This is a genomic window from Geodermatophilus sp. SMS 5-13, assembly GCF_059428245.1.
In genome coordinates, this window is the sequence record NZ_CP165729.1 from 3,820,885 (window position 1) to 3,845,531 (window position 24,647).

Below are 24,647 nucleotides of genomic sequence, written 5' to 3' on the forward strand. Positions count from 1 at the left end.
GCTCAGGACGACACGGGCCGCTTGAGCCAGAACTGCTCGAAGCCCCACGTGCCCGCCCCGCTGGAGTGGTAGCTCACGAGCTCCCAGCCCTGCCCGCCGAGCCGGTTGAGCACCGAGCTGGTGTCGCCCTGCTGCCGCTCCAGCGTCCCGCCGGGGAGCTTCACGCTCACACCGGCGCGCTGGCTCTCGGCGTCGTTGGCGGTGATGACCGAGGCGTATTCCCAGGTGGTCACCCCCGCACGGTAGCCGGTGGGCCTCAGGCCCCCCTCGGCCCCCGCAGGCCCGGCGCCAGCCGCGCGGCGAACAGCAGGTGCCCCAGGTCGCTCGGGTGGATCGAGTCGGCCCAGAGCCGCGGGTCGTCCCGGTCGAGCCAGCCCTCGGCCGCGGGGTCGACGAAGGGCAGGCCGGCCTCCGCCGCCGCCGACCCGATGGCGCGGTTGATCCAGTCGATCGTCGCCTCGGGCGTCCCGGGGTTGTCGGCCGCGCCGACCACGACGATCCGGGTCGCCGGGTCGGCCGAGTCGCGGAGCTCGGTGAGCGTGGCCGTGGCCGCGGCGGCGAGCGCCTCCGCAGAGCTGTGCCGCTCGTTGAGGCTGCCCTGGACGACGATCAGGCCAGGGGCGCCGTCGACCGCCGCCCCGAGCCGCTCGGCGAAGACGTTGTCGTGCGGCCCCGGCACGCTGTACCCGCTGCCGCCGACGCCCAGCACCCGCGCGTGCCAGCCGAGCTCCGCGGCGGTGCGGACGGCGTAGCCCTGCAGGTCGGTCGCCCCGCGCCCCACCGTCCACGAGTCGCCCAGGAAGACCACCGTCGGGGCGTCGTCGGCGACCGGCGGCAGCTCGAGCGACGGCGGGCCCATGACGACCCCGCCGGACAGCCGCGGCAGCAGGACCGCCAGCGCAGCGGCGAGCACCAGCAGGACGAGAAGCGTTCCCGCGGTACGGCGCTGACCTGGCACGACGGGAAGGTAAGCGGCGATGCCCCCGCACAGCCCCGGTTCTCACCCGATGGGGACCGTGGTCCTCCTCACGAGTGACCAACTGCCCCACTCGTGGACTCCGGCAACGCCGGTTCCAGCAGAGCGACGCATTCCACGTGAGCGGTCATCGGGAAGGCGTCGAACCCGCGGACAGCGGCCAGGCGGTACCCCGCGCCCACGAACGCGGCGACGTCCCGGGCCAGCGACGCCGGGTCGCACGCCACGTACACGACCGCGCGCGCCGCCGTGCCGGCCAGCAGCCGGCTCACCGCCGGGCCGGCGCCGGCCCGCGGCGGGTCCAGGACGACGACGTCCGGCGCCCCGCCGAGCTCGACGAGCAGCTCGCGCAGCCCCTCGGCGTCCACCTCGCCCTGCCAGACCTCGGCCTGCGGCAGGCCGGCGAGGTTGGCGTCGGCGGCGGCGCAGGCGCCGGGGTCGGACTCGACGCACACCACGCGGCCGCCGAGCCCGACGGCCGGGGCGAGCGCGCCGCCGAACAGCCCGGCGCCGGCGTAGAGGTCGAGGACCGTCTCCCCCTCCCGCACCCGGGCGAAGCCGGCCACGGCGTCGACCAGCGCGTCGGCGGCGCCGGGGTGGACCTGCCAGAAGCCGGTGCCCTCGACCTCCCAGTCGCGGCCGCCGGCGTGCCGCTCGGCCCGGCCGGCCGGCTCCTCGGGCACGTCCGACCCCGGCCGCAGGACGCGGGTGGACTGCGGCTTGCCCCGGCGGTCCAGCCGGGTGGTGGTGACGGCGCCGGCCGCGTCGATCGACACGTCCACCGCACCGGCGCCCGGCCAGCGCCGGTCGAGGACGGCGCGCGCCGCGGGCTCGACGGTGATCGGGCAGTCCCCGAGCGGGACGACGTCGTGCGAGCGGTGCCGCCGCAGGCCGGGCGTGCCGGTGCGGTCGACGGCGAACCGCGTCCGCGAGCGCCAGCGCAGCGGCCCGCCGGGGAGCTCCTCGACCTCGACGTCGACGTCCTCGATGCGGGCCAGGCGGGCCAGCTGCTCCCGGACGACGGCGGCCTTGAGCCGGCGCTGCTCCTCCGGCGCCACGTGCTGCCAGTCGCAGCCGCCGCACTTGCCCGGACCGCTGTACGGGCAGGGGCGCTCGACCCGCGACGGGTGTGCCTGCAGGACCTCGACGGCGTCGGCGCGGCAGTAGCCGGGATGCCGGTCCTCGGTCACGCGGACGACGACCCGCTCCCCCGGCAGCGCGTGGCGGACGAACACCACCCGCCCCTCGGACCGGGCGACGCAGTGCCCGCCGTGCGCGACCGGGCCGACCTCGACCTCGAGCTCGCGGCCGGTCCAGCCGCCGCCGCGGTCCGCGGCAGGGCCGGGAGGCCGCAGTCGCCGGCGCTCAGCCATACGGGGTGGCCGGGACCTCGTCCTCGGCGATCCCGCGGCGCAGGTCGCCGGGCATCGGGCCCTGACCGCGGGAGCCGTTCTCCTCACGGCCGATGGAGCTCTCCAGCTGCCACGGCACCGTGGTGATCATGACCCCGGGGGTGAACTGCAGGCGGGCGCGCAGCCGCAGCGCGCTCTGGTTGTGCAGCACGTTCTCCCACCAGTGACCCACCACGTACTGCGGCACGAAGACGACCACCAGCTCGCGCGGGCTGTCGCGGCGGATCGCCTTCACGTAGTCCAGCACCGGCCGGGTGATCTCCCGGTAGGGCGACTCCAGCACGGTCAGCGGGATGGGGATGTCGTAGCGCTCCCACTCCGCCTGCAGCCCGCGGGTCTCCTTGTCGTCGACGTTCACGGTCAGCGCGGTGAGCACGTCCGGCCGGGTGGCCCGGGCGAAGGCGAGCGCCCGCAGCGTCGGCTTGTGCACCTTCGACACGAGCACGATCGCGTGCACCTTGCTGGGCAGCAGCCGGGCGTCGCTGTCGGGCACCAGCTGGACGGCGACGTTGGCGTAGTGCCGGTTGATCGCCTTCATGAGCAGGAAGATCAGCGGCATCGCCACGAGCACCAGCCAGGCGCCGTGGCTGAACTTCGTGATGATGATGATCACCAGGACGGCGCTGGTCAGCGAGCCGCCGATGGTGTTGATGATCTGCGAGCGGCGGGTGCGCCGGCGGACCCCCGGATCGCGCTCGGTGCGCAGCAGGCGGTTCCAGTGCCGGACCATGCCCCACTGGCCGATGCTGAAGCTGGTGAACACCCCGATGATGTAGAGCTGGATCAGCCGGGTGACGTCGGCGTCGAACGCGATGATCAGCAGCGCGGCGAACCCGGCCAGCAGCAGGATGCCGTTGCTGAACACCAGCTTGTCGCCGCGGGTGTGCAGCTGGCGCGGCAGGAAACGGTCCTGGGCCAGCACCGAGCCCAGCAGCGGGAAGCCGTTGAAGGCGGTGTTCGCGGCCAGGATGAGGACCAGGGCCGTCGTCGCCTGCACGTAGAAGAAGCCGACCGACCCCTCGCCGCCGAAGGTGGCCGCCGCGAGCTGCGCGATCACGGTCAGCTGCGGCGCGGTCTCGCAGTTCGGGAAGCCCACCAGGCGGCACGGGTCGGCCGGGTCGACGTAGTGCACGTGGGCCATCACCGCCAGCGCGGTCACCCCGGCGAACAGCGTGCACGCCAGGGCGCCGAGCAGGGTCAGCGTGATCGCGGCGTTGCGGCTCTTCGGCGGCTTGAACGCCGGCACGCCGTTGGCGACCGCCTCGATGCCGGTCAGCGCCGTCGTCCCCGAGGCGAACGCGCGCAGCGCGAAGAACACCAGGGCGAGCCCGGTGATGCTCGTGTGGGCCGCGTCGGGGGTGATCCCGTACTGCGCCGACTCCGCCTCGATCGGCGTCCCGAAGAACTCCCGGACCAGCCCCGTGGCGATCATGATCAGGATGCCGGTCGCGAACAGGTAGGTCGGGACGGCGAAGGTCTTCCCGGACTCGCGCAGCCCGCGCAGGTTCGCCGCGGCGAGCACGGCCACCAGCCCGACGGCGATCAGCACGCGGTGCTGGTTGAGCGACGGGAACGCCGAGATGATGTTGTCGGTGCCGGACGAGACCGAGACGGCGACGGTGAGCACGTAGTCGGTGAGCAGGGCGCTCGCGACGACCAGCGCCGCGAACTGCCCGTGGTTCTTCATCGCGACCTCGTAGTCGCCGCCGCCCGAGGGGTAGGCGTGCACCACCTGCCGGTAGGAGAGCACCACGGTCACCAGCAGGACGACGACGCCGGCCGCCAGCCAGGGCGCGAGGTACAGGTAGGCCACCCCGCCGAGGGTCAGGATGATCAGGATCTCCTGGGTCGCGTAGGCGACCGACGACAGGGCGTCGCTGGCGAAGATCGGGAGGGCGAGGCGCTTGGACAGCAACGACTCCCCGACCCGGTCGCTGCGCACGGGGCGCCCGAGGACGAGTCGTTTCGGGAGTTGTCCGAGGTCGGACAGGGACGGCACGGCGGCGATGGTACGTAGGTCCGGGTACCCCGTGCGCCCTCGCCGGCGGCGCGTCCCTCCGGCAGGAGGAGATCCGTGCGTCCTGGCGGCTCGGGCCCCCGGCGCGGGTGTAGCTTCGCGCCCGGCAGCAGCGGGCACCAGCGTCCGCGGCGATCCCCCGAGGAGTGGTTCGTGCACGTGGTCGTGATGGGCTGCGGCCGCGTCGGCTCGGCGATCGCCCGCCGGCTCGAGGAGATCGGCCACAGCGTCGCGGTGATCGACCAGGACCCCGAGGCGTTCCGCCGGCTGGGCGCCGACTTCGGCGGCCGCCAGGTCACCGGGCTGGGCTTCGACCGGCAGACGTTGCTCGACGCGGGCATCGACTCGGCGGGCGCCTTCGCCGCGGTCAGCAGCGGCGACAACTCGAACATCATCAGCGCCCGGGTCGCGCGGGAGACCTTCGGCGTCCAGCACGTCGTCGCGCGGATCTACGACGAGAAGCGGGCCGAGGTCTACGAGCGGATGGGCATCCCGAGCGTGGCCACCGTCCCGTGGACGGTCAACCGGCTGCTGCGCGAGCTGCTCTCGGTCAAGGTCAGCGAGATGTGGCGCGAGCCCACCGGACAGGTGCTGCTCATGCGGGTCACCGTCACGGAGGTGTGGGTGGGCCGCAAGCTCGCCGAGCTCGAGGCCGCCTCGGGGGCCCGCGCGGCCTGGCTGGTCCGCTTCGGCGAGGCCCAGCTGCCCACGCCCGGCACGGTGCTCCAGGACGGCGACCACCTGGTCGTCGCGGTCACCGACGCGATCGCCCCGCGGGTGCACGACATCGTCGAGCGGGGCGCCGAGGGAGGGCACGCCTGATGCGGGTCACGATCGCGGGGGCCGGCGCGGTGGGCCGGTCCATCGCCGGGGAGCTGCTCGCGAACGGGCACAGCGTGATGCTGATCGAGAAGGACGGCCGCAAGGTGCGCACCCGCGCGGTGCCGGGCGCGGAGTGGGTGCAGGCCGACGCCTGCGAGGTGTCCTCCCTGGAGGAGGCGCAGCTGGCCACCTCCGACGTCGCGATCGCCGCCACCGGCGACGACAAGGCCAACCTGGTCTTCGCGCTGCTGGCCAAGACCGAGTTCGCGGTCAACCGGGTGGTGGCCCGCGTGAAGGAGCCGCGCAACGAGTGGCTCTACACCGAGGCGTGGGGCGTCGACGTCGCCGTCTCGACGCCGCGGGTGCTCGCGGCGCTGGTCGAGGAGGCGGTGACGGTCGGCGACGTCGTCCGGCTGATGAGCTTCCGCAAGGGCGCGGCCAACCTGGTCGAGATCACCCTGGCCGAGGACACCCCGTGGGTGGGCAAGCCGCTGCGCGAGGTACCGCTGCCGCGGGAGACGGTGCTGACCGCCATCCTGCGCGGCGAACGGGTCATCAACCCGACGCCCGACGAGCCCCTGGAGGCCGGCGACGAGCTGCTCTTCGTGGCCCACGCCGAGGTCGAGGAGCAGCTGCAGGCGGTGCTGGCCCCGGCGGGCGGCGGCCCTCTCTAGGCCGCGGAGGCCTCGCCCTCGCCGTCCACCGTGGCCTCCTCCGGCTCGGGGCAGCGGTGGCGGTGCAGGCGGGCGACCACCCACAGCGTGATGATCAGCTCGGCCGCGGTGACCGGCAGGCCGAGCACCAGCGAGGCGGTGCCCAGGAGCTCCACGTCGTTGCGCTGGTAGAGCAGCCCCTGGACGGCGACCCGCAGCAGGAACGTCCCGCCCCACAGCGCGGTCAGCCAGGAGTAGGCGCGCAGCATGCGCGGGTCCTCGCGCCAGTGCTGCTCGGGTTCCGGATCGGCCGGCCGCAGCCCCGTCTCGGGGTCGCGCGGCGGGCGGTGGTGCAGCGTGTCGCTGACCCGGCCGATCTTGGTGCGCAGCCCGGGCAGCGAGTGCGAGGCCATCGCGCCGAGGTGGCTGGGCGCGAGGAACTCGGCGATGTAGCCCACCAGCGGCCGGCGGACGAGGATCGAGCCGATCAGCACCACGCCGATCGCCGCGTTGCGCACGATGCCGAGCACGAAGAAGTCGCGGGCCTGGCCGGAGGCGGCGGCGATGGCGACGGCCACGGCGACGCCGATCAGCCCGCTGACGCCCTGCTGGATGCTCTCCCGGCGCGCCAGCCGGAGGACGAACACCAGCAACGCGACGCCGAGCGCCGTCCAGATGCCGACGCGGAGCCCGCCGAGGGAGTTGGCGACGATGAAGGCGACCGTCGGCAGCGTGGCGTCGAGCATGCCGCGCCAGCCGCCGAGCTGCTGCAGGACCAGGTGCCGGTCGAAGGTGAGCGGCTCCGGCGCCCCGCCGGTGTCCCGGCCGTCGACCGGGCCCGGGCCGCCGTCCGCTGTGGTCACCGCCGCCTCCCGCCTGTCGCTTCCCCCGCTCCGGTCACCGGCGGTCGGCCGTCACCCTGCGGCCAGCTCGTACCGGGGGTTGTAGATGACCTGCTTGCCGTCGAAGGAGGCGAAGCGGCCGTGGGCGGAGAGCGTGCGGCCCGGCTCGATGCCGGGGATGCGACGCCGGCCGAGCCAGACGAGGGTGACCGAGCCGGAGCCGTCGAACAGCTCGGCCTCGAGGGTCGGCACCGTCTCGCGTGGCGTGTAGACCACCGACTTGAGCCGGCCGGTCACGGTGACGACCTTGCCCTTGCGGCACATGCTCACCGGCTCGCAGCCGGCGCTGGCCGCCTCGGCGCGGAGCTCCTCCGCGTCGATCGTGTGGTCGTCCGCGGTCAGGCGCTCGAGGGTTCGCGAGAACCAGCCGCGTGACTTCGTCTCTGTCACGCCCCCAGCGTAATCCGGTTGACGCGGGCGATCCGCCGTGCCTCCAGCCAGTCCCGCACGATCTGCCACGACACGCCGCCGGGATCGATGACGGCCATGTGGTCGCCGGGCGCGACGTGCACCTCCACCCGGTCACCCGCCGCCCGGGCCAGCGCCGCGTAGCGCTCGGTCTGGTTCAGCGGGACGACGTCGTCGGCGAGGCCGTGCACGCAGAGCACCGCCGCGCCGGTCGGCAGCAGCCGCGCGGGGTCGGCGTGCGCCCACCGCTCCGGCGCCTCGCCGGCGGGCACGCCCAGGAAGTCCCGGACCGCGCCGGCGCCGAGGCCGTCCTCGTCGGCGAGCCCGAGGTCGAGCACACCGGCCTGAAGCACCGTCGCGGTCACCGGGACCCGCGGCCCCGCCCCCGGGGCCCCCTCCGGCAGGTGCCCGCGGCCGGCCGCCCAGGCGGCGAGGTGCCCCCCGGCCGAGTGGCCGATGACGGCGAGCTCGCCGAGGTCCAGCCGGCCGGGCGCGAGGTCCGGCAGCGCGTCGAGCGCGGCGGCGACGTCCAGGACGGTCTCCGGCCACCCACCGCCCGCGCCGACCCGGCGGTACTCGACGGCGACCGCGGCCCAGCCGGCCCCGGCGAGGTCGGCGGCCAGCGGCCGGGCGAGCTCGACGCCGTAGGCGGCCCGCCAGAAGCCGCCGTGCAGGACGACGGCCACGGGCGCCGGGCCGTCACCGGCCGGCAGGGTGAGCTCGAGGAACCGGTCCGGTCCCGGCCCGTAGGAGTGGACCTGCGCGGCCACCTCAGGCGTCGCGCGCCGGCTGCTGAGCCTGGGCCTGAGCCGCCTGGGCCTGGGCCTGGGCGGCCTGGACCTGGGCGGCCGCCTGCGGCGGCAGGGTCATCGGCAGCTGCTCGCGCACCGGCATCGGCTCGCCCCCGCGGACGACGACGATCTGGCGGAACGCCTCCTCCAGCGGCGCCGCGGCCGCCGGGTCCTCCCCCGCCGGGCCGCTGATCATCCCCCGCAGGAACCAGCGCGGGCCGTCGACGCCGAGGAAGCGGGCCGGCCGGCGCACCGGCTTGGGCGCCGCGGTCTGCCCCGGCTGCTGCGGCGCCGGCACCGTGACCGTGCCGGCCAGCTCGGCCCCGAACGGCCCGTCGACCTCCTTGAGCGAGGCGCCCTGGCCCGAGGCGCTCCTGGCCAGGTCGGCGCGGACGTCGTCCCAGATGCCGACGGCCCGGGGCGCGGCGAAGGCCGACACCGACAGCGTCGACTCCCCCAGGCGCAGGGTCGCCCCGACCACCTTCTGCTGGGCGTTGACGTCGACCCGCAGCTCCATGCCGGCCACCGCGGGCAGCCGCAGGCAGCCGAGGTCCATGCGGGCCACGCCGTCGTCGGGCGCGTCGGCCTCGTCCCACGGGCCGGTGGTCGCGACGGTCTCGCGGTCACGCACCTGCGGCTCCGGCGGGACGCCGCGCTCGCGCAGGCTGCGGTCGATCCGGTTCCGCCGCCGTCCGAACGGCATGTCAGCCCCGCCCCTCGAGAGGTGCGCCGGACACCAGCTCGCCGTGCCCGCCGGTCGAGCCGTGCCCGCCGGCGCCGCGGTCGCTGTCCGGCAGCTGCTCGACCGGGACGAAGCGGGCCCGCACCACCGGCTGGACCACCAGCTGGGCGACGCGGTCGCCCCGGCGCAGGGTCAGGGGCGTGAGGGGGTCGAGGTTGACCAGGTTCACCTTGATCTCGCCGCGGTAGCCGGCGTCGATGGTGCCCGGCGCGTTGACCAGGCTCAGGCCCAGCCGGTGGGCGAGGCCGGACCGCGGATGCACGAACCCGGCGTAGCCCTCCGGGATCGCGACGGCCACACCCGTGCCGACCAGCGCCCGCTGGAACGGGGCGAGCTCGACGTCCTCGGCGAGGGTCAGGTCCGCGCCGGCGTCGCCGGGCAGGGCGTACCGGGGCGCGGTCGCGTCCGGGGAGCTCAGGCGCACCGGGACGTCCACCTCGGGTGCAGGGAAGTCGGCCACGACCGCGACCCTAGCCGCGCGGTCCCCACGGAGCGCGCAGGTCGGTCAGCACCCGGCGGGCCAGCGTCTCGGTGGCCCGGCGGTTGCCTCGCCCGGCGATCGCCGCGCCCAGCAGGAACGGCGCCGCGCCGGGGATCCCGCGGGCCAGCCGCCGCGTCATCCGGCGGCTGAGCGCCCGCAGGCCGGCGCTGCCGAGCACCGAGACGAGCGTCGGGGTCGCGCCGCCCTCGACGGCGCGCTGGTCCGACCAGCTGGACAGGTACGTCGCCGCGCGGGCCCGGGAGTCGCCCACGGCGGGCCGCCCGTGGAGCTCGTGCAGCTCGCCGAGCAGCACGACCTCGACCGCGGCGACCAGCACGGTCTCGGCGCCCAGCTCCAGCGGCAGGGCGAGCAGGGACGGCGCCGCCAGCCACTGGGCCGCCGCGAGCCCGCCCGTGGCCGCGCCGATGCCGGCGGTCAGCCGGGCGGCACGGGCCACCAGCGCGTCGGCGATCTGGTCGTCCGTGGCGCCGGGGTAGGCCGCCCGCAGACGCGCGGCGTCGCGGATCGGCAGCCGCGGCGCGGCCGCGGCCAGCAGGTCGCCGAGGAAAGCGCCGGGCGAGCGCTCCCCGGCGCCGTCCCCGTTCGACTGCGGGGCCGCGGCGGGGGCCGCGGAGCCGCGCCGGTCGCGCCAGGCGGCGGCCGCCCCGGCGACCGCGCCGAGGACGTCCTTGAGGCCGCTGACAGCCGAGGGGGCGTCGTCGGCCGGGGTCGCCGCGGCCCCGTTGCCGTTGGTGCCGAGCAGCCCGCCCACCACGTCGGCCACGGCGCGCGCGGCCCGGCCGAGGGGGGTGCCGTCGTCGGGCTCGGGCGCGGCGGCAGGCGCGCGAACCGGGCGCGGCGGGGGGACGTCCCTCGCCGCGCCCGTGCGCGGGTGCTCCTCGGTCATCGGCCGATCAGGCAGCGCAGTCCCGGCAGTACATCTGGTCGCCGCGGGTGGCGGCCAGGCGGCTGCGGTGCTGCACCAGGAAGCAGCGCGAGCAGGTGAACTCGTCCTCCTGCTTGGGGAGCACGCGGACGGTGAGCTCCTCGTTGGACAGGTCCGCGCCGGGCAGCTCGAGGTTCTCGTTGAAGTCGGTCTCGTCGACGTCGACGGATGCGGACTGCGCCTCCGCGCGCCTCGCCTTGAGCTCCTCGAGCGAGTCCTCGCCGAGCTCGTCCGCCTCGCTGCGGCGTGGGGCGTCGTAGTCGGTGGCCATGGGGTGTGCCCCTCCTCCGGGGTTCTCTCGCGGGCGTCGGGCCCGCGTTCGTCTGACGGCGGCGGTGGTGCGCCGCCGTCCTGGCCGGCCACCCGAGGGTGGCCGGAGGTCTGCTGCCGGTGGCCCGCTGCTGGGTCACCGGTCGGTGGTGCTGTCCGGGTCCGTCCCGCGCTCTCCCGGCGTCCGGGAGCGCTCGGTTGCGAGACCGGCAGCCCCCCAACGCCGCGAGGCCCCCGTTTGTGCCCGGTGCGAGACCGGCCACACCTCTCGTCCGAGAAGGCACGGTCGGGGCGCGGAGCGCCAGAGGTTACCCTGCCGCCGTGTCGACTCCCGTGGGTGCTGATCCAGCCGTCGTCGGGCCGTACCTGGCCTCCGTGCTCGGGGATGAGAAGTGGCGATCGGTGTCGGTCGACCTCATCGCCGCGGGCATGTCGAACCTCACCTACACGGTGACCCCGGCCGGGAGGCCGGCCGACGAGGCGGTGATCCTGAGGCGGCCCCCGACCGGCGCCGTCCTCGCCACCGCGCACGACATGGAGCGCGAGTACACGGTGATCACCGCGCTCGGCCCGACCGACGTCCCCGTTCCGCGCACGCTGCACCTGTGCACGGACACCGCGGTGCTCGGCTCCCCCTTCTACGTGATGGAGCGGGTCGCCGGGGTGCACGTGGTGACCGAGATCCCCGCCGGCTACGCCGACGCGCCGGAGCAGCGCCGGTCGATCGGCGAGGGGCTCGTCGACGTCCTCGCCGACCTGCACGGCGTCGACTACCACGCGGTCGGGCTGGGCGAGTTCGGCCGGCCCGAGGGGTTCATGGCCCGGCAGGTGCGCCGCTGGACCAAGCAGTGGGAGGCCACCCGCGACCGGGACCGCCCCGGCCTCGACGCGCTCGCCGCCCGGCTGGCCGAGACGGTGCCGGACACCCAGCGCCACGCCGTCGTCCACGGCGACTACCGGCTCGACAACTGCCTGCTCGACCCGGACAAGCCGGGGCACGTCCTCGCCGTCCTGGACTGGGAGATGTCGACGCTCGGCGACCCGCTCGCCGACCTGGCGATGCTGCTCGTCTACTGGCCGCAGGCCGGGGAGAACCTCCCGGCGACGCAGAGCTCGGTGACCGCGCTGCCCGGCTTCCCGGTCCGCACCGAGGTCGCCGAGCGCTACGCGCAGGACACCGGCCTCGACCTGTCGAACCTCAACTGGTACGTCGGCTTCGCCTACTTCAAGTTCGCCGCGATCGTCGCCGGGATCGTCGCGCGCTCGGCCGCCGGCGCCATGGCGGGCAAGGACACGAGCGGTTACGCGGACCGCATCGATCCGTGCGTGGAGTTGGGACGCGCCGCGCTGGACCACGGTGCGATCTAGGGGGCTCGCACCGACCTAGACTCCCGCCGACTGCCAGCGAGGAGGAGACCGTGACCGGGGTTGGTGAACGGACGGACCGGCCTGCGGTGCGGGCCCGGAGCGGACGGCGCCCGATCCCGCCGCTGATCTTCCTCCTCGTGCTCGCCCTGGCGGCCCTCGGCGTGTGGTGGAACGTGCTGCGCCAGGACCAGGCGCGGGAGGCCGAGCAGCAGGCGGCGTGCAGCACCGCCGCCGCGGCGGCGCCGTCGATGGACCCGACCACCATCAACGTGCGGGTGCTCAACGCCACCGACCAGCAGGGCCTGGCCGGCGAGGTGGCCGGCGCGCTGGGGCAGCTCGGGTTCGTCGTCGACGAGGTCGCCAACGACTCCAGCGGCCGCGAGGTGACCGGTGCCGGCGAGGTGCGGCACGGCCCGCGTGGGGCCGACGCCGCGCTGTACGTCGCGCTGTACCTGCCCGGGGCGACCGACTACGAGGACACCCGCGCCACCGGGGTGGTCGACCTCGTCGTGGGCCCCGACTACCAGGGGCTGGCCAGCACCGAGGACGTCGCGGCGGCGCTGTCCGCCGGCGCCAGCGCCCAGTCGGCCTGCTAGCCGTGCAGCCGCGCGAGGAGCGCCACGAACTCCTCGGCGACGGACGGCGCGGCGGCGATGCCGAGCGGATCGGCGAACGGACGCCCCGGCAGGCCGGTGACCACGGCCCCGGCCTCGGCGGCGATGAGGCCGCCCGCGGCGACGTCCCACAGGTTGAGGTGCCGCTCGTAGTAGGCGTCGACCCGGCCGGCCGCCACGCTGCAGAGGTCCAGCGCGGCCGAGCCGTTGCGGCGGATGTCACGGACCAGCGGCAGCACCTCGGCGACCACCGCGCCCTGCGCCCGTCGCTGCTCCGTGCGATAGCCGAAGCCGGTGGCCACCAGCGCCTGCTCGAGCGACCCCGGCTCGCCGACGCGCAGCGGCACCGGCTCGCGGCCGGGCACCGACAGCCGCGCACCCCCGCCCAGGGTCGCGGTGAACAGCTCGCCCGTGGCGGCGTTGAGGACCGCGCCGGCCCGCACCTCGCCGTCCACCTCGGCGGCGATCGAGACGGCGTAGGCGGGCAGGCCGTAGACGAAGTTGGTGGTGCCGTCGATCGGGTCGACGATCCAGCGCACCCCGGTCGTGCCGGTGCGCTCGCCGCCCTCCTCCCCCAGCAGCCCGTCGTCGGGCCGCGCGCCCAGCAGGCGCCCGACGACGAGCTCCTCGCTGGCCCGGTCCACGGCGGTGACCATGTCGACCGGGCTGGACTTCACGTCCACCTGCTCGGCGGCGGTCGCCCGGCCGCGCGCGACCAGCGCCGCCGCCTCCTGCGCGGTCGCCACGGCGAGGTCGAGCAGCTCGGTGTCGGCGGGGCCGGGAGAGGGAGTCACGCGCCGATCCTGCCCGAGTCGGTCACCGGCCCGTCCGCGCTGTCGCGCTGATCACTACGCTGTCGGCCGTGCAGGGCTTCGGAGTGGACATCGGGGGCAGCGGCATCAAGGGCTGCCGGGTCGACCTGGCCAAGGGCGAGCTCGTCGGCGAGCGGGTGCGCATCGAGACCCCGCAGCCGTCACTGCCCGACGCTGTCTGCGACGTGGTGGCCCAGGTCGTGGCCGCGTTCGACTGGGAGCACCCGGTCGGCGTGACCTTTCCGGGCGTCATGAAGCACGGGGTCGCCTACACCGCGGCCAACGTCGACAAGAGCTGGCTCGGCACGAACCTCGCCGAAGGGGTCGCGTCGCGCATCCCCGGCAGGCACGTGCAGACGCTCAACGACGCCGACGCCGCCGGGGTGGCCGAGATCCGCTACGGCGCCGGCCGCGACCGGGACGGCATCGTCCTCATGCTCACCTTCGGCACCGGCATCGGCAGCGCGCTGTTCGTCGACGGCCGCCTGGTACCGAACACCGAGTTCGGGCACATCCAGGTCGACGGGGAGGACGGCGAACGGCGCGCCTCGGCCGCCGCCCGCGAGCGGGAGGACCTCAGCTACCCGGAGTGGGCCAAGCGCGTCGACCGCTACCTCGACGTCCTGGAGGCCGGGCTCTGGCCGGACCTGATCATCGTCGGCGGCGGGGTGAGCAAGAAGGCGCACAAGTGGGTGCCGCTGCTCAGCACGCGCACCGAGGTCGTCCCGGCGCAGCTGCAGAACGACGCCGGGATCGTGGGCGCCGCGCTGGCCGCGCACGAGCACGTCGGCCAGTGACGACGACGGCTCCGGAGAGTGAGCACGCACCCGACCGGGTGCGGGTCGCCCCGTAGGAGCGAGCAGCAGCCGTCCGGAACGGTGGAAACGCCGTTGACGGTCGTTACAATAGGAGAGCCCCACCCCGTCGTCCGCCAGCCGGGAGGGATCCCCCGCACCACCGCCGGCCAAACGCCGTGCCGGTGTGCCCGGGATCCATCGGCCGTCCGGACGCTGGGGGGTGCCGCTGCCCGGGGGCTATTCGGACCCCTGGGGAACGACCCAGCACGGGAAGGAACCTGAGTGCCCGCCGACCAGCCAGCACCGGAAGCAGCCGCCGCGAGCACCCGCTCTCGCACCAGGACGGTCGCCGCCGGTACCCGGGCCCCTCGGGCCACCGCAGCGGTCCCCCAGGAGGCAGCTCCGAAGGCCGCGGCAGCCACGAAGAAGAAGGCCCCCGCGAAGGCGGCGAAGACCGCCGGCGGGCGCACCAAGCCCACCATCGCGCCGTCCCCGGGAACGGGTGAGGGCGGCGCGGTCCTGACCGCCGTCTCCAACGACGAGGGCCTCAGCCTCGACGAGACGGTCGTAGCCGGCCCCGACGGCGTCGCCGAGGGCCCCGCCGACGGCGAGGTCGCCGCCGAGGAGGAGGCCTCCGCCGACTTCGAGTGGGACGACGAGGAGGAGTCCGAGGCGCTGCGGCAGGCCCGCAAGGACGCCGAGCTCACCGCGTCGGCCGACTCCGTCCGCGCCTACCTCAAGCAGATCGGCAAGGTCGCGCTGCTCAACGCGGAGGAGGAGGTCGACCTCGCCAAGCGGATCGAGGCCGGCCTGTACGCCGCCGAGCGGCTGCGCCAGGTCGAGGACGAGGGCCAGAAGCTCTCCCCGCAGATGCGGCGTGACCTCAACTGGATCGTCCGCGACGGCGAGCGCGCCAAGAACCACCTGCTCGAGGCCAACCTGCGCCTCGTGGTCTCCCTCGCCAAGCGCTACACCGGCCGCGGCATGGCGTTCCTGGACCTGATCCAGGAGGGCAACCTCGGCCTGATCCGCGCGGTCGAGAAGTTCGACTACACCAAGGGCTACAAGTTCTCCACGTACGCCACCTGGTGGATCCGGCAGGCGATCACCCGCGCCATGGCCGACCAGGCCCGCACCATCCGCATCCCGGTGCACATGGTCGAGGTCATCAACAAGCTCGGCCGCATCCAGCGCGAGCTGCTCCAGGACCTCGGGCGCGAGCCCACCCCGGAGGAGCTGGCCAAGGAGATGGACATCACCCCGGACAAGGTGCTGGAGATCCAGCAGTACGCCCGGGAGCCGATCAGCCTCGACCAGACCATCGGCGACGAGGGCGACAGCCAGCTCGGCGACTTCATCGAGGACTCCGAGGCCGTCGTCGCGGTCGACGCGGTGAGCTTCACCCTCATGCAGGACCAGCTCACCAGCGTGCTGCAGACCCTCTCCGAGCGGGAGGCCGGCGTCGTCCGGCTGCGGTTCGGCCTCACCGACGGCCAGCCGCGCACCCTCGACGAGATCGGCCAGGTCTACGGGGTCACCCGTGAGCGGATCCGGCAGATCGAGTCGAAGACGATGTCGAAGCTGCGCCACCCGAGCCGCTCCCAGGTGCTGCGCGACTATCTCGACTGATCTGTGTCACTGCCGTCCTACCGGACGGCACCGCGGCCAGGTGCCGTGCCCCTGCGCCGTTGAGCCGCTTCGTCGTCCCGACTCGGACCCCTCCGGGGCCCAGCCGGGACGACCCCGCAGTCTCTTTTCGGGGCCCGGTCCGCCACTGGCGGCCGGGCCCCGGTGCTGTGAGGACCATCACTGGCCGCCGCCCGGGCCGCTCCGGGGACGGCCACGCGGCCACGCGGGTCCGCCGGCCCCGGCGTCCCGACCTGCGGCATCGCGCCGGACACGGCCGTGTTGCGGCTTGGTCACGATCTCACCCGTCCGCGCTATGCGGCCTGTGTGAGCCGCTCGGCCACGGGTAAGCCGCGTACCGTGGGAACAGCAAGGCAAGCAGCAGCGGACCCACGAACCGGTCCCGGCCGGTGAACGAAACACCAGTACGGCAACACAGCACGACCGAGAAACAGCACTGCTCCAGTGACGTCCCCTGCTACCCGACACCTCGCGTCCCACCGGTCCCGCTCCCCGGCGAGTCACGGACCGATTGGACGGGATACGGGAATGGGAGGGTCCATCCTGGCGCTGTGCAGGAGGCCGATCCGCAGCCGCGGGTCCGTGCGGTAGAGAGCGAGTGAGACCCAGATGACCCAGACGCTGACGACGACCCCGCCCACCGACGACCTGGTCGTGCCCTTCCACTGTGACCGTTGTGGCGCCCTGGCGAAGGTGCGTGTCGTGCTCGCCAGCGGGAGTGACCTCGTCTTCTGCGGTCACCACGCCCGTGAGTACGAGAGCAAGTTGCGTGACATCGCCGTCGACATCATCGAAACTGACGGTGAGCAGCGCATCACAACGTGAGAGAGGCGCTATCGTCGCGCCGCAATGACAGAGCTCTCTCCCGACGATGCCGCCGCGTCCTCCGTCCCGCCTCCCGCGGGCGAGGGGCCGGCGGCTCCGTCGTTTCCGGGGTCGCCCGGTCGACGGCGACCCGAGGAAAGTCCCATGCCCCAGCAGACCCGCGCCGAGCACGGTGCCGCGCCCGACGAGACCGCCCGCCTGGGCGGACCCGTCGTCGCCCCACCGCCGACCGGAGCCGTCCCGGCCGCGCACGGGCAGTCCGCCGTCCAGGGCACGCCGCCGCCCGCCCCGGCGCAGCCCGCCCCGCAGGACCCAGCGGTCCTGCCCCCCTACGTCGAGCAGGTCGACGACACCCGCCCGGTCTCCCGTGAGTGGCTGAAGGCGACGCCGGAGGCCGCACCGGCCCCGGCAGCCGCCGCGCCCGCGGCCGAGCCCACCACGGCCGAGCCCACCACGGCGGGCGACGCGGCTCCCGAGCAGGACAGCACCCAGGTACTGGCCGACGCCGCGCTCACGGACACGCCGGAGACGCCCGGCACCCACGACACGACCGCGCTGCCCACCGACGGCGCCGGCCCCGGCACCCCGGCCGAGCCGCCCGCCGCGACCGGTGGCGAGGACGGCGGCACGGGCAGCCCCCGCCGTCCCTGGTGGCGCCGCCCCGCCGTCCTCGCGCCCGCCGCCGCCGTCGTGGTGCTGGCCGGCGCCTACGGCGTGGACCTGCTGCTCTCCTCCGGCGACATCCCCCGCAACACCGTGGTCGCGGGCGTCGACATCGGCGGGCTCTCCCCCGCCGAGGCCGCGCGGACCCTCGAGCAGCAGGTCGGCGAGCGGATCGCCGCCGAGCACACCGTCGCCGCCGACGACTTCACCACCACCCTGTCGCCGGCCACCGCCGGCATCACCCTGGACGTCGACGCGACCGTCGACGCCGCCGACGACCAGCCGCTGAACCCCTGGACCCGGCTGACCTCGTTCTTCGGCGACCAGGACGTCGAGCCGGTGCTCGCCATCGACCGGGCGGCGCTGGGCGCCCAGCTCGACGCGATCGCCGGGCAGGTCGACGTCGCCCCGGTCGAGGCCGGCATCGCGGTGCACGGCACCACGCCCGAGCTCGTCCCGCCGGCCGACGGTCGCAGCCTGGACCACGACGGCGCCGTCGAGGCGATCACCGGCGCGCTGGCCGCCGGCGCCGACCCGGCGGACCCCATCGCGCTGCCCGTCGAGGTCGCCGCGCCGCACGTCGACGCCGCCGAGGCGCAGCGGGTGCTCGACGAGACGGTCACCCCGGGCCTGGCCGCGCCGGTCAGCCTGGTCAGCCAGGACGGCGCCACGTCGGCCGAGATCCCGGAGACCGCGATCGCCGCCGCGCTGACCTTCACCCCCCAGGACGACGGCCGGCTCGCCGTCGCCCTCGACCCGGCGAAGCTGCAGGCCGAGCTCGGCGACGAGCTCGGCGAGTTCGGCACGCCGGCCAAGGACGCCGACTTCGACGTCGACGGCGACACGATCAGCGTCGTCCCCTCGGTGGACGGCACGGGAGTGGACCCCGCCACGCTCGCCGGGCAACTCCTGCCGGTGCTCACCGCCCCGGCGCCGCGCAGCGTCACCGCCGAGCTGGGCCCGGTGCCGGCCGCGTTCACCACCGAGCAGGCGCAGGCCCTCGGCATCACCGAGCAGGTCAGCACCTTCACGACCAACTTCACCAGCTCGGCCAGCGGCACGAACATCCGCGTGGTCGCCGCCGAGGTCGACGGCGCGATCGTCCGGCCGGGCGAGACCTTCAGCCTCAACACCTACACCGGCCCGCGCGGCACCGCGCAGGGCTACGTGCCCGCCGGGGTCATCAGCGGCGGGCAGATCTCGCAGGCGGTCGGCGGCGGCGTGAGCCAGTTCGCGACGACGATGTTCAACGCCGTCTTCTTCGCCGGGCTCGAGGACGTCTACCACAAGCCGCACAGCTTCTACATCAGCCGCTACCCGGCCGGCCGCGAGGCGACCGTGTACGAGGGCCTGATCGACCTGGTCTGGAAGAACGACACCGACACCGGCATCTACGTGCAGACGCGCTGGACGCCCGGCTCGCTCACCGTGACGTTCTGGGGCACCCAGCACTACGACATCGAGTCGGTCAGCAGCGAGCGGCGCAACACCCGCGAGCCCGCCGTCATCGAGAAGGTGGACGACGGCGACTGCACGGCGCAGTCGGGGTCGACCGGCTTCGACATCACCGTGACCCGCGTGTTCGAGGACCTGAACACCGGCGCGGAGATCCGCCGCGAGCGGTTCAACACCCACTACGCGGCCGAGGACATCATCCGGTGCGTGCCGCCGCCGGCCGACCCGGCCGCGCCCCCGCCCGCCCCCACGCCGGGCGGCTGACGCCGCCGACCGGCCGGTCCCTCCACCGGGGGAACCGGCCGGCGGACCGGCGGCGATCCGGTCCGGCGCAGGTCGTCGCGTGCACACTGGGCCCATGAGCGCGGTCCTGCCGAGCGGCTCCCCGCCGCGCGCCGGCGACGAGCCGGCCGCCGACGGGCCACCGCCGGCGGTCGACGGCGCGCCGGGCGACGGCCGGGCCGACGAGCCGGGCTCCGGCCGCCTGGCCGGCTGGCCGGCCTGGGCGCGGGTGCCGCTGGAGGTGGCCGGGCGGACGGTGGCCAAGGCGTGGCAGGACCGCATCCTCGGGCTGTCGGCCGAGGCGTCGTTCTGGCAGATCCTCTCCGTGCCGCCGCTGCTGATCGGGCTGCTCGGGACGCTGGGTTACGTCGGCCAGGTCATCGGCGCGGCGTCGGTGGCCGAGATCGAGGACAAGCTGCTCGACGCCTCCGCCGAGGTGCTCACCCCCGACGTCGTGAACTCGCTGGTCGCGCCCACGCTCAACGACATCCTGAGCTCCGGGCGGCTGGACGTCGTCAGCGTCGGCTTCCTGCTCTCGCTGTGGGCGGGCTCGTCGGCGACGGCGACCTTCATCAACACGGCGGTCATCGCCTACGACCAGCGCGACGTCCGCGGGCCGATCGCCACCCGGCTCCTGGCGCTGTGGCTGTTCGTCGTCGGGCTCGTGGTCGCGGTGCTCACCCTGCCCCTGCTCGTGCTCGGCCGGGAGATCCTGGTGGACCTGCTGCCCGCCGGCTGGCGGCCGCTGGCCACGGTGCTGATCAACGCGGTGTACTGGCCGCTGGTCGTGATGGGCCTGGTGGTGGTCCTGACCAGCTTCTACCACGTCATGCTGCCGCGCCGGCTGCCGTGGCGGCGGCACCTGCCGGGGGCGCTGGCGGCGATGGCGTTCTTCCTGATCGCCTCGACGGTGCTGCGGACCTACGTGTCCGACGTCCTCACCACGGCGCTGCCCTACGGGGCGCTGGCCGCCCCGATCGCGGCCCTGCTGTTCTGCTTCTTCTTCGGGATGGCCGTGCTGCTCGGCGCCGAGCTCAACGCCACCATCCAGGCGCGCTGGCCGGCGCCCCTGCGCCGGCACGAGCGGCGGCGCCAGGAGCGGCGGGCGGCCAAGCTGCAGTCCGAGGCGAAGAAGCTCGGCCTGGGCGGCTGACCGCCCGCGCGGCTCACTCCGGGCGCATCGACTCGTAGATCTCCTTGCAGGCCGGGCACACCGGACTGCCGGGCTTCGGGGCCTTGGTCACCGGGAAGACCTCGCCGCACAGGGCCTGGACCATCGTGCCCATGACCGCACTCTCCGCGATCTTGTTCTTGCGGACGTAGTGGAACATGTCGTCCGGTTTGTCGGTGTCGGCGTCCCGGACGTCGGGCTTCTCGAGGATGTCGCTGCTGCTCACGGTGTCTCCCTGCGGGCGGGGCGTCGGTCGTTCGCCCTCCATGATGGCAGCGTGCAGCCCGACTCCCCTGTTCCCGGCGCCGTCGTCTCCCCCGCGGTGGCCGACGCGCTGGCCACCGGCCGCCCGGTCGTGGCGCTCGAGAGCACCCTGCTCGCCCACGGCCTGCCCCGGCCGGACAACCGCCGGGCGGCCGACGACGTCGAGGCCGCGGTCCGGCGCGGCGGCGCGGTGCCGGCGACGATCGCCGTCCTCGACGGGGTGCCGCACGTGGGGCTGGAGCCGGCGCAGGTCGACCGGGTCTGCGGCGACCCGGACCTGGCCAAGCTGAGCGTCCGGGACCTGCCGGTGGCCGCCGCCCTCGGGCGGTCCGGGGCCACCACCGTGTCCGGCACCGCGTTGCTGGCCGCCCGCGCCGGGATCGAGGTGTTCGCCACCGGCGGGCTGGGCGGGGTGCACCGCGACGCCGCCGAGACCTTCGACGAGTCCGCCGACCTGGGCGCGCTGGCCCGCACGTCGATCGTCGTGGTCTGCGCGGGCGTGAAGTCCATCCTCGACGTCCCGGCGACGCTGGAGCGGCTGGAGTCGCTGTCGGTCACCGTCGTCGGCTACCGCACCCGGGCCTTTCCCGGCTTCTACGTCGCCGACTCCGGATCGCCGCTGGACTGGTCGGTGGAGGACCCGGCGCAGGCCGCCGCCGTCTTCGCCGCCCGCCGGGGCCTGGCGCCGGGTGCGGTGGTCGTCGCCAACCCGCTGCCGGCCGAGGAGCAGCTCGACCCGGAGCTGCACGACCGGGTCATCGGCGACGCGCTGGCCGCCGCCGGCGCGGCCGGGGTGCGCGGCAAGGCGGTCACCCCGTTCGTGCTCGACCACCTGCACCGGGCCAGCGCGGGCGCGACCCTGGCGGTCAACGTGCGGCTGGTGCTGCGCAACGCCGAGCTGGCCGGGCGGATCGCCGCCGCGCTGCGGGCGGGCTGAGGGTGCGCCCGGTCCTGGTGGTGGGGGACGTCGCCACCGACGTCGTCGCCGTTCTGGACGGCCAGCCCGCGCCGGGCTCCGACCGGCCGGCGGCGATCCGCACCCGCGGCGGGGGCGCCGGGGCGAACGTCGCCGTCCACCTGGCGCGGCTGGGCGTCCCCGTGCGGCTGGCCGCGTGCGTCGGCGACGACCCGGCCGGTGCCGTCCTCGCCGCCGAGCTGGCCGCGGCGGGGGTGCGGACGGCGCTGCGCACTGTGCCGGGGGCGCCGACCGGCACGATCGTCAGCCTGGTCGAGCCGGACGGGCAGCGCAGCATGCTGGCCGACCGGGGCGCGAACCTCGCCCTGCTGCCCGACGACGTCCCGCCGGTCGCGCCGGGCGGGCACCTGCACCTCTCGGGCTACCCGCTGCTCGACGCGTCCTCGCGCGCCGCGGGGCTGGCCGCTCTCGCCGCCGCGGCGGCCGCCGGGGCGACGGTGTCGGTGGACCCCGCCTCGACCGGGCCGCTGCGCCGCTACGGCGTCGACCGCTGGCTGGCCGACACCGCCGCGGCCACGCTGCTGCTGCCCAACGCGGAGGAGGCGCGGCTGCTGACCGGCTGCGCCGACGTCGCCGACGCGGCGTCCACGCTGGCCGCGCGGTACCCGGCGGTGGCGGTCAGCCTGGGGGCGGACGGCGCGCTCTGGGCCGCCGGGACGGCGCTACGGCACCGGCCGGCGCACCCGGCGACGGTGGTGGACACGACCGGGGCGGGGGATGCCTTCACCGCGGGGCTGCTGTCGGTCTGGCTGGCCGGCGGCGAGCCGGCGGCGGCGCTGGAGGCCGGGCTGGCCCTGGCCGCGCAAGTGGTGGGGCGGCCCGGAGCGCGCTAACCCTCGATGACCCGCGCGTCCTTGTTCTCCAGCGTGCGGTCGGGCCGGGCGTCGTAGCGGTGCACGTGCTGCTTGCTCTTGGGCGGCCCGTCGTTGGCCATGATCACGGCGATCCACGGCAGCACGGTGCCCAGAGCCGCGAAGGCCAGGACCAGCCAGAGAACGTGCGTCGTCGCGTACACGACCGTGGCCAGCACCACGCTCAGGGCACGGATGCCCATGGTGATCACGTAGCGCTTCTTCCGTGCCGCGTGCTCCTCGAGCAGGCTGCGCTGGGCATCGGTGATCAGCACCGGCTCGACCCTGCGGGAACGTGCGGGCTCTTGGCTCGAGACCACGTCACCCATCCCTCCGCCGGCCGATCGCGCTGAGGAAGACACGGCGCGGGCGGACCGGCTCCGCCGCCCATCGTGCCACCGCATCCGGGCCGATGCAGGTACTTCCTTGCTCGCTCTCAGGCGCCGGGTCCGGCCGCCTTGGCCGCCTGCTTCTGCACCTGCTTGAACGCGCGGACCTCGACCAGCGACTCCGGACCGGTGATGTCCGCGACCGAGCGCCGGGACCCTTCCTCGCCGTAGGCCCCGGCCGCCTCCCGCCAGCCGGGCGGGGTGACGCCGTACTGCTTGCCCAGGAGGGCGACGAAGATCTTCGACTTCTGCGCGCCGAAACCGGGCAGCTCGCCGATCCGCTTCACCAACGTGGCACCGTCGGGGGCGTCGGCCCACAGCGCGTCGGCCCGGCCCCCGTAGCGCTCGACGAGCAGCCGGCACAGCTCCTGGGTGCGGGCCGCCATCGAGCCGGGATAGCGGTGGACGGCCGGCGGCCCCTGGAAGGCCTTCACCAGCTGCTCGGGGTCGGTGGCCGCGAGCGCAGCGGCGTCGAGGGTGTCGACGTTCAGCCGGTCGGCCAGCAGCCGCGGCCCGGCGAAGGCGCGCTCCATCGGGAACTGCTGGTCGTACAGCATGCCGAGGACGAGCGCGAGCGGGTCGCGGCTCAGCAGCTCGTCAGCGGCGTCGTCCTGGGCGATGCGGAGTGTCGGCACAACCAGCATGGTGCCGTACCCCGAGTCCTGCGCAATCGTGCGAGCAGCCGGACTCGATCAGCACGGATGGGCGACGTCCAGGGATCAGGGCCGGGGCAGGACGGTCAGGACCCGCACGACGTGATCACGGAACTCCTGCATGTAGTCCTTGAGGAACTGCGCCGTCGTCTCGTCGACGACCTCGCCGTCGTCCTTGAACCGCTCCGTCGAGTACGTGATGTAGGCCTCGGGCGAGGTCATCTGACGGGCGTTGCAGAAGCTGAGCACCGCGCGCAGGGACTGTTGCGCCACGGCCGTGCCGATCGCCCCGACCGAGGCCCCGATGACGCCGGCCGGGATGTGGTGGAAGGAGTTCTGCCCCCAGGGACGCGATGCCCAGTCGATGGCGTTCTTCAGGGCGCCGGGGATCGAGCGGTTGTACTCGGGGGTCACGAAGAGCACGGCGTCCGACCGCGAGATGGCCTCCTTGAGCCCTCTCGCCTCCGGCGGATAGTCGGTGTCGTAGTCCTGGCTGTACAGCGGAAGGTTGCCGATGGGGATCTCGGTGAACTCCAGATCGCTCGGCGCCAACCGGATCAACGCCCGGGACAGGATGCGGTTGATCGAGGTGGTCGACAGGCTTCCGACGAAGTAGCCGACCTGGTAGTGCCTCGTGGGCTCAGCCATCCGTCTCCTCCATCACCGTCGGCTCGGTCCTGTCACGAAGCCTGGTCGGCGTGCCCGCAGTCACGGCAGGAAGGGCTGCCCGGCAGCTCAGGTGCCCCCCGACAGCCGGGGGCGCCGACGCCTGTGGCGCGTGGTGCGGTAGCGCCCCCGAAGGGATGCGAGCAACGTAGCGGTCCATCCGCCGGTCAGTGCAACATGACCGGCCGCGCCCGGGAGGCCCCGGTGACTGCCAGTCGAATGAGTCATGACGACGTCCGCTCGCCCCCACGGCAGGCGCTCGACGTGCTCGCACACAAGTGGACGCTCCCGATCCTGCTCGTCCTGGGGGCCGGACCGCAGAGGTTCACACGACTGCGATCGCAGGTCCCGGGTGTGACCGCCCAGGTTCTCACCGACTCCCTGCGTGGACTCGGACGCGACGGCATCGTCGTCCGTCGCGAGTACCCCGCCGTGCCGCCGCACGTCGAGTACGGCAACACCGAACTGGGGGCGAGCTTGTTCGAACCGGCAAGAGCCATCCGGGCCTGGGAGGAGGCCAACGGACCAGCCGTTCGTGCAGCGCGGCAACGCTACGACGGAATCCTGTCGGGCCGGCCACCTGGTTGACGCCTGAGCCGGCCAGCAGGCCCAGGCGGCCGCTACCGCGGCAACCGGTACGAGCAGCGCGAGCGGGTCCTGGCTCAGCAGTTCGTCGGCGCCATCGTCCTCGCGTCGACCGCGTGGGTGCGGATGAGCCAGGGGGTGCCGTCCCGTTCTGCCCCGCTTGCTCCCGCGCCGGTTCACCTGCGAAGTAGGGTGCGGACGCTGCAGCA

Annotated in this window: 28 protein-coding genes; 12 read left to right on the forward strand and 16 right to left on the reverse strand. The window is 74.6% G+C overall.

The features are described from left to right. Window positions 1-2: 2 nt before the first annotated feature. The 4 genes from AB3388_RS18450 to AB3388_RS18465 form a co-directional block, all read right to left on the reverse strand. Window positions 3-233: a DUF4177 domain-containing protein gene (locus AB3388_RS18450; RefSeq protein WP_495406769.1), complete on the reverse strand. Its 231-nt coding sequence runs from the start codon at window positions 231-233 to the stop codon at window positions 3-5. Window positions 234-256: 23 nt separating this feature from the next. Continuing rightward, entirely contained in the window at window positions 257-958 is a 702-nt protein-coding gene (locus AB3388_RS18455) for an SGNH/GDSL hydrolase family protein (protein ID WP_495406770.1), read from the reverse strand. 68 nt (window positions 959-1,026) lie between these two features. Further along, window positions 1,027-2,349 (reverse strand): class I SAM-dependent RNA methyltransferase, encoded by a 1,323-nt coding sequence (locus AB3388_RS18460; RefSeq protein ID WP_495406771.1) that lies wholly within the window; start codon window positions 2,347-2,349, stop codon window positions 1,027-1,029. Then, entirely contained in the window at window positions 2,342-4,387 is a 2,046-nt protein-coding gene (locus AB3388_RS18465) for an APC family permease (RefSeq protein WP_495406772.1), read from the reverse strand. The genes AB3388_RS18460 and AB3388_RS18465 overlap by 8 nt, the downstream gene beginning before the upstream one ends. Before the next feature lie 171 nt (window positions 4,388-4,558). On the opposite strand from AB3388_RS18465, the gene AB3388_RS18470 reads away from it, so the two are divergent. Both AB3388_RS18470 and AB3388_RS18475 read left to right on the forward strand, forming a co-directional pair. Further along, on the forward strand, window positions 4,559-5,227 hold the full coding sequence (locus AB3388_RS18470; protein ID WP_495406773.1) for a potassium channel family protein: 669 nt from the start codon (window positions 4,559-4,561) through the stop codon (window positions 5,225-5,227). Then, on the forward strand, window positions 5,227-5,901 hold the full coding sequence (locus AB3388_RS18475) for a potassium channel family protein (RefSeq protein ID WP_495406774.1): 675 nt from the start codon (window positions 5,227-5,229) through the stop codon (window positions 5,899-5,901). Before AB3388_RS18470 ends, AB3388_RS18475 begins: the two co-directional genes overlap by 1 nt. Here the strand turns inward: AB3388_RS18475 and AB3388_RS18480 are convergent. Genes AB3388_RS18480 through AB3388_RS18510 form a run of 7 tightly spaced genes read right to left on the reverse strand, consistent with a single transcriptional unit; the run spans window position 5,898 to window position 10,421 of the window. Beyond that, the gene (locus AB3388_RS18480) at window positions 5,898-6,743 is read right to left on the reverse strand and encodes a DUF3159 domain-containing protein (protein WP_495406775.1); all 846 of its coding nucleotides are present in this window, start codon (window positions 6,741-6,743) and stop codon (window positions 5,898-5,900) included. The two genes, AB3388_RS18475 and AB3388_RS18480, sit on opposite strands and share 4 nt — an antisense overlap. 51 nt (window positions 6,744-6,794) lie before the next feature. Next, complete coding sequence (locus tag AB3388_RS18485; protein ID WP_495406776.1) at window positions 6,795-7,172, reverse strand: OB-fold nucleic acid binding domain-containing protein; 378 nt, start codon at window positions 7,170-7,172, stop codon at window positions 6,795-6,797. Continuing rightward, window positions 7,169-7,960: an alpha/beta hydrolase family protein gene (locus AB3388_RS18490; RefSeq protein ID WP_495406777.1), complete on the reverse strand. Its 792-nt coding sequence runs from the start codon at window positions 7,958-7,960 to the stop codon at window positions 7,169-7,171. Before AB3388_RS18490 ends, AB3388_RS18485 begins: the two co-directional genes overlap by 4 nt. Before the next feature lies 1 nt (window position 7,961). Beyond that, window positions 7,962-8,684: a DUF3710 domain-containing protein gene (locus AB3388_RS18495; RefSeq protein WP_495406778.1), complete on the reverse strand. Its 723-nt coding sequence runs from the start codon at window positions 8,682-8,684 to the stop codon at window positions 7,962-7,964. A 1-nt stretch (window position 8,685) separates the two neighbouring features. Further along, a complete protein-coding gene (dut, locus tag AB3388_RS18500) occupies window positions 8,686-9,183 on the reverse strand; it encodes a dUTP diphosphatase (protein WP_495406779.1) in 498 nt (165 codons plus the stop codon). A 10-nt stretch (window positions 9,184-9,193) separates the two neighbouring features. Beyond that, window positions 9,194-10,111, reverse strand: coding sequence for a hypothetical protein (locus AB3388_RS18505; protein ID WP_495406780.1), 918 nt, complete (start codon window positions 10,109-10,111; stop codon window positions 9,194-9,196). A 7-nt stretch (window positions 10,112-10,118) separates the two neighbouring features. After that, on the reverse strand, window positions 10,119-10,421 hold the full coding sequence (locus AB3388_RS18510; RefSeq protein WP_179714531.1) for a DUF4193 domain-containing protein: 303 nt from the start codon (window positions 10,419-10,421) through the stop codon (window positions 10,119-10,121). Between the two features lie 320 nt (window positions 10,422-10,741). On the opposite strand from AB3388_RS18510, the gene AB3388_RS18515 reads away from it, so the two are divergent. Further along, window positions 10,742-11,788: a phosphotransferase family protein gene (locus tag AB3388_RS18515; protein WP_495406781.1), complete on the forward strand. Its 1,047-nt coding sequence runs from the start codon at window positions 10,742-10,744 to the stop codon at window positions 11,786-11,788. Between the two features lie 50 nt (window positions 11,789-11,838). Then, the gene (locus tag AB3388_RS18520) at window positions 11,839-12,384 is read left to right on the forward strand and encodes a LytR C-terminal domain-containing protein (RefSeq protein WP_495406782.1); all 546 of its coding nucleotides are present in this window, start codon (window positions 11,839-11,841) and stop codon (window positions 12,382-12,384) included. Here AB3388_RS18520 and AB3388_RS18525 read toward each other — a convergent pair. Then, entirely contained in the window at window positions 12,381-13,196 is an 816-nt protein-coding gene (locus AB3388_RS18525; protein ID WP_495406783.1) for an inositol monophosphatase family protein, read from the reverse strand. The two genes, AB3388_RS18520 and AB3388_RS18525, sit on opposite strands and share 4 nt — an antisense overlap. A gap of 68 nt (window positions 13,197-13,264) precedes the next feature. Here AB3388_RS18525 and ppgK point away from each other — a divergent pair, with 68 nt between their 5' ends. The 5 genes from ppgK to AB3388_RS18550 all read left to right on the forward strand — a co-directional run bounded on the left by ppgK (window position 13,265) and on the right by AB3388_RS18550 (window position 20,036). Next, window positions 13,265-14,011, forward strand: coding sequence for a polyphosphate--glucose phosphotransferase (ppgK, locus tag AB3388_RS18530; protein ID WP_495406784.1), 747 nt, complete (start codon window positions 13,265-13,267; stop codon window positions 14,009-14,011). A gap of 282 nt (window positions 14,012-14,293) precedes the next feature. Next, a complete protein-coding gene (locus tag AB3388_RS18535; protein WP_495406785.1) occupies window positions 14,294-15,640 on the forward strand; it encodes an RNA polymerase sigma factor in 1,347 nt (448 codons plus the stop codon). 627 nt (window positions 15,641-16,267) lie between these two features. Then, complete coding sequence (locus tag AB3388_RS18540; protein WP_448627903.1) at window positions 16,268-16,483, forward strand: DUF7455 domain-containing protein; 216 nt, start codon at window positions 16,268-16,270, stop codon at window positions 16,481-16,483. Window positions 16,484-16,627: 144 nt separating this feature from the next. Further along, window positions 16,628-18,865: a VanW family protein gene (locus AB3388_RS18545; RefSeq protein ID WP_495406786.1), complete on the forward strand. Its 2,238-nt coding sequence runs from the start codon at window positions 16,628-16,630 to the stop codon at window positions 18,863-18,865. A 94-nt stretch (window positions 18,866-18,959) separates the two neighbouring features. Continuing rightward, a complete protein-coding gene (locus AB3388_RS18550; RefSeq protein ID WP_495406787.1) occupies window positions 18,960-20,036 on the forward strand; it encodes a YihY/virulence factor BrkB family protein in 1,077 nt (358 codons plus the stop codon). Between the two features lie 13 nt (window positions 20,037-20,049). Here AB3388_RS18550 and AB3388_RS18555 read toward each other — a convergent pair whose 3' ends face one another. Then, window positions 20,050-20,280, reverse strand: a complete 231-nt coding sequence (locus AB3388_RS18555) for a DUF3039 domain-containing protein (RefSeq protein WP_495406788.1) — start codon at window positions 20,278-20,280, stop codon at window positions 20,050-20,052. 51 nt (window positions 20,281-20,331) lie between these two features. Between AB3388_RS18555 and AB3388_RS18560 the strand changes: the two genes are divergently transcribed. Together AB3388_RS18560 and AB3388_RS18565 are read left to right on the forward strand one after the other, a co-directional pair. Next, window positions 20,332-21,255 (forward strand): pseudouridine-5'-phosphate glycosidase, encoded by a 924-nt coding sequence (locus AB3388_RS18560; protein ID WP_495406789.1) that lies wholly within the window; start codon window positions 20,332-20,334, stop codon window positions 21,253-21,255. A gap of 2 nt (window positions 21,256-21,257) precedes the next feature. After that, window positions 21,258-22,127: a carbohydrate kinase family protein gene (locus AB3388_RS18565; protein ID WP_495406790.1), complete on the forward strand. Its 870-nt coding sequence runs from the start codon at window positions 21,258-21,260 to the stop codon at window positions 22,125-22,127. Here the strand turns inward: AB3388_RS18565 and AB3388_RS18570 are convergent. The 3 genes from AB3388_RS18570 to AB3388_RS18580 all read right to left on the reverse strand — a co-directional run bounded on the left by AB3388_RS18570 (window position 22,124) and on the right by AB3388_RS18580 (window position 23,835). Further along, entirely contained in the window at window positions 22,124-22,420 is a 297-nt protein-coding gene (locus tag AB3388_RS18570; RefSeq protein ID WP_495406791.1) for a DUF3099 domain-containing protein, read from the reverse strand. The two genes, AB3388_RS18565 and AB3388_RS18570, sit on opposite strands and share 4 nt — an antisense overlap. A 161-nt stretch (window positions 22,421-22,581) precedes the next feature. Further along, window positions 22,582-23,178, reverse strand: coding sequence for an HhH-GPD-type base excision DNA repair protein (locus AB3388_RS18575; RefSeq protein WP_495406792.1), 597 nt, complete (start codon window positions 23,176-23,178; stop codon window positions 22,582-22,584). A gap of 75 nt (window positions 23,179-23,253) precedes the next feature. Continuing rightward, window positions 23,254-23,835, reverse strand: coding sequence for an NADPH-dependent FMN reductase (locus tag AB3388_RS18580; protein ID WP_495406793.1), 582 nt, complete (start codon window positions 23,833-23,835; stop codon window positions 23,254-23,256). A 237-nt stretch (window positions 23,836-24,072) separates the two neighbouring features. Here AB3388_RS18580 and AB3388_RS18585 point away from each other — a divergent pair, with 237 nt between their 5' ends. Next, the gene (locus AB3388_RS18585; protein WP_495411471.1) at window positions 24,073-24,441 is read left to right on the forward strand and encodes a winged helix-turn-helix transcriptional regulator; all 369 of its coding nucleotides are present in this window, start codon (window positions 24,073-24,075) and stop codon (window positions 24,439-24,441) included. Window positions 24,442-24,647: the final 206 nt, after the last annotated feature.

Excerpts from the sequence above, each read along its gene's own strand:
- AB3388_RS18460 (WP_495406771.1), bottom strand. The coding sequence starts at position 2,349 with ATGGCTGAGCGCCGGCGACTGCGGCCTCCCGGCCCTGCCGCGGACCGC.
- AB3388_RS18475 (WP_495406774.1), top strand. The coding sequence starts at position 5,227 with ATGCGGGTCACGATCGCGGGGGCCGGCGCGGTGGGCCGGTCCATCGCC.
- AB3388_RS18495 (WP_495406778.1), bottom strand. The coding sequence starts at position 8,684 with ATGCCGTTCGGACGGCGGCGGAACCGGATCGACCGCAGCCTGCGCGAG.
- AB3388_RS18505 (WP_495406780.1), bottom strand. The coding sequence starts at position 10,111 with ATGACCGAGGAGCACCCGCGCACGGGCGCGGCGAGGGACGTCCCCCCG.
- AB3388_RS18510 (WP_179714531.1), bottom strand. The coding sequence starts at position 10,421 with ATGGCCACCGACTACGACGCCCCACGCCGCAGCGAGGCGGACGAGCTC.
- AB3388_RS18540 (WP_448627903.1), top strand. The coding sequence starts at position 16,268 with ATGACCCAGACGCTGACGACGACCCCGCCCACCGACGACCTGGTCGTG.
- AB3388_RS18545 (WP_495406786.1), top strand. The coding sequence starts at position 16,628 with ATGCCCCAGCAGACCCGCGCCGAGCACGGTGCCGCGCCCGACGAGACC.
- AB3388_RS18550 (WP_495406787.1), top strand. The coding sequence starts at position 18,960 with ATGAGCGCGGTCCTGCCGAGCGGCTCCCCGCCGCGCGCCGGCGACGAG.
- AB3388_RS18575 (WP_495406792.1), bottom strand. The coding sequence starts at position 23,178 with ATGCTGGTTGTGCCGACACTCCGCATCGCCCAGGACGACGCCGCTGAC.
- AB3388_RS18580 (WP_495406793.1), bottom strand. The coding sequence starts at position 23,835 with ATGGCTGAGCCCACGAGGCACTACCAGGTCGGCTACTTCGTCGGAAGC.
- AB3388_RS18585 (WP_495411471.1), top strand. The coding sequence starts at position 24,073 with ATGAGTCATGACGACGTCCGCTCGCCCCCACGGCAGGCGCTCGACGTG.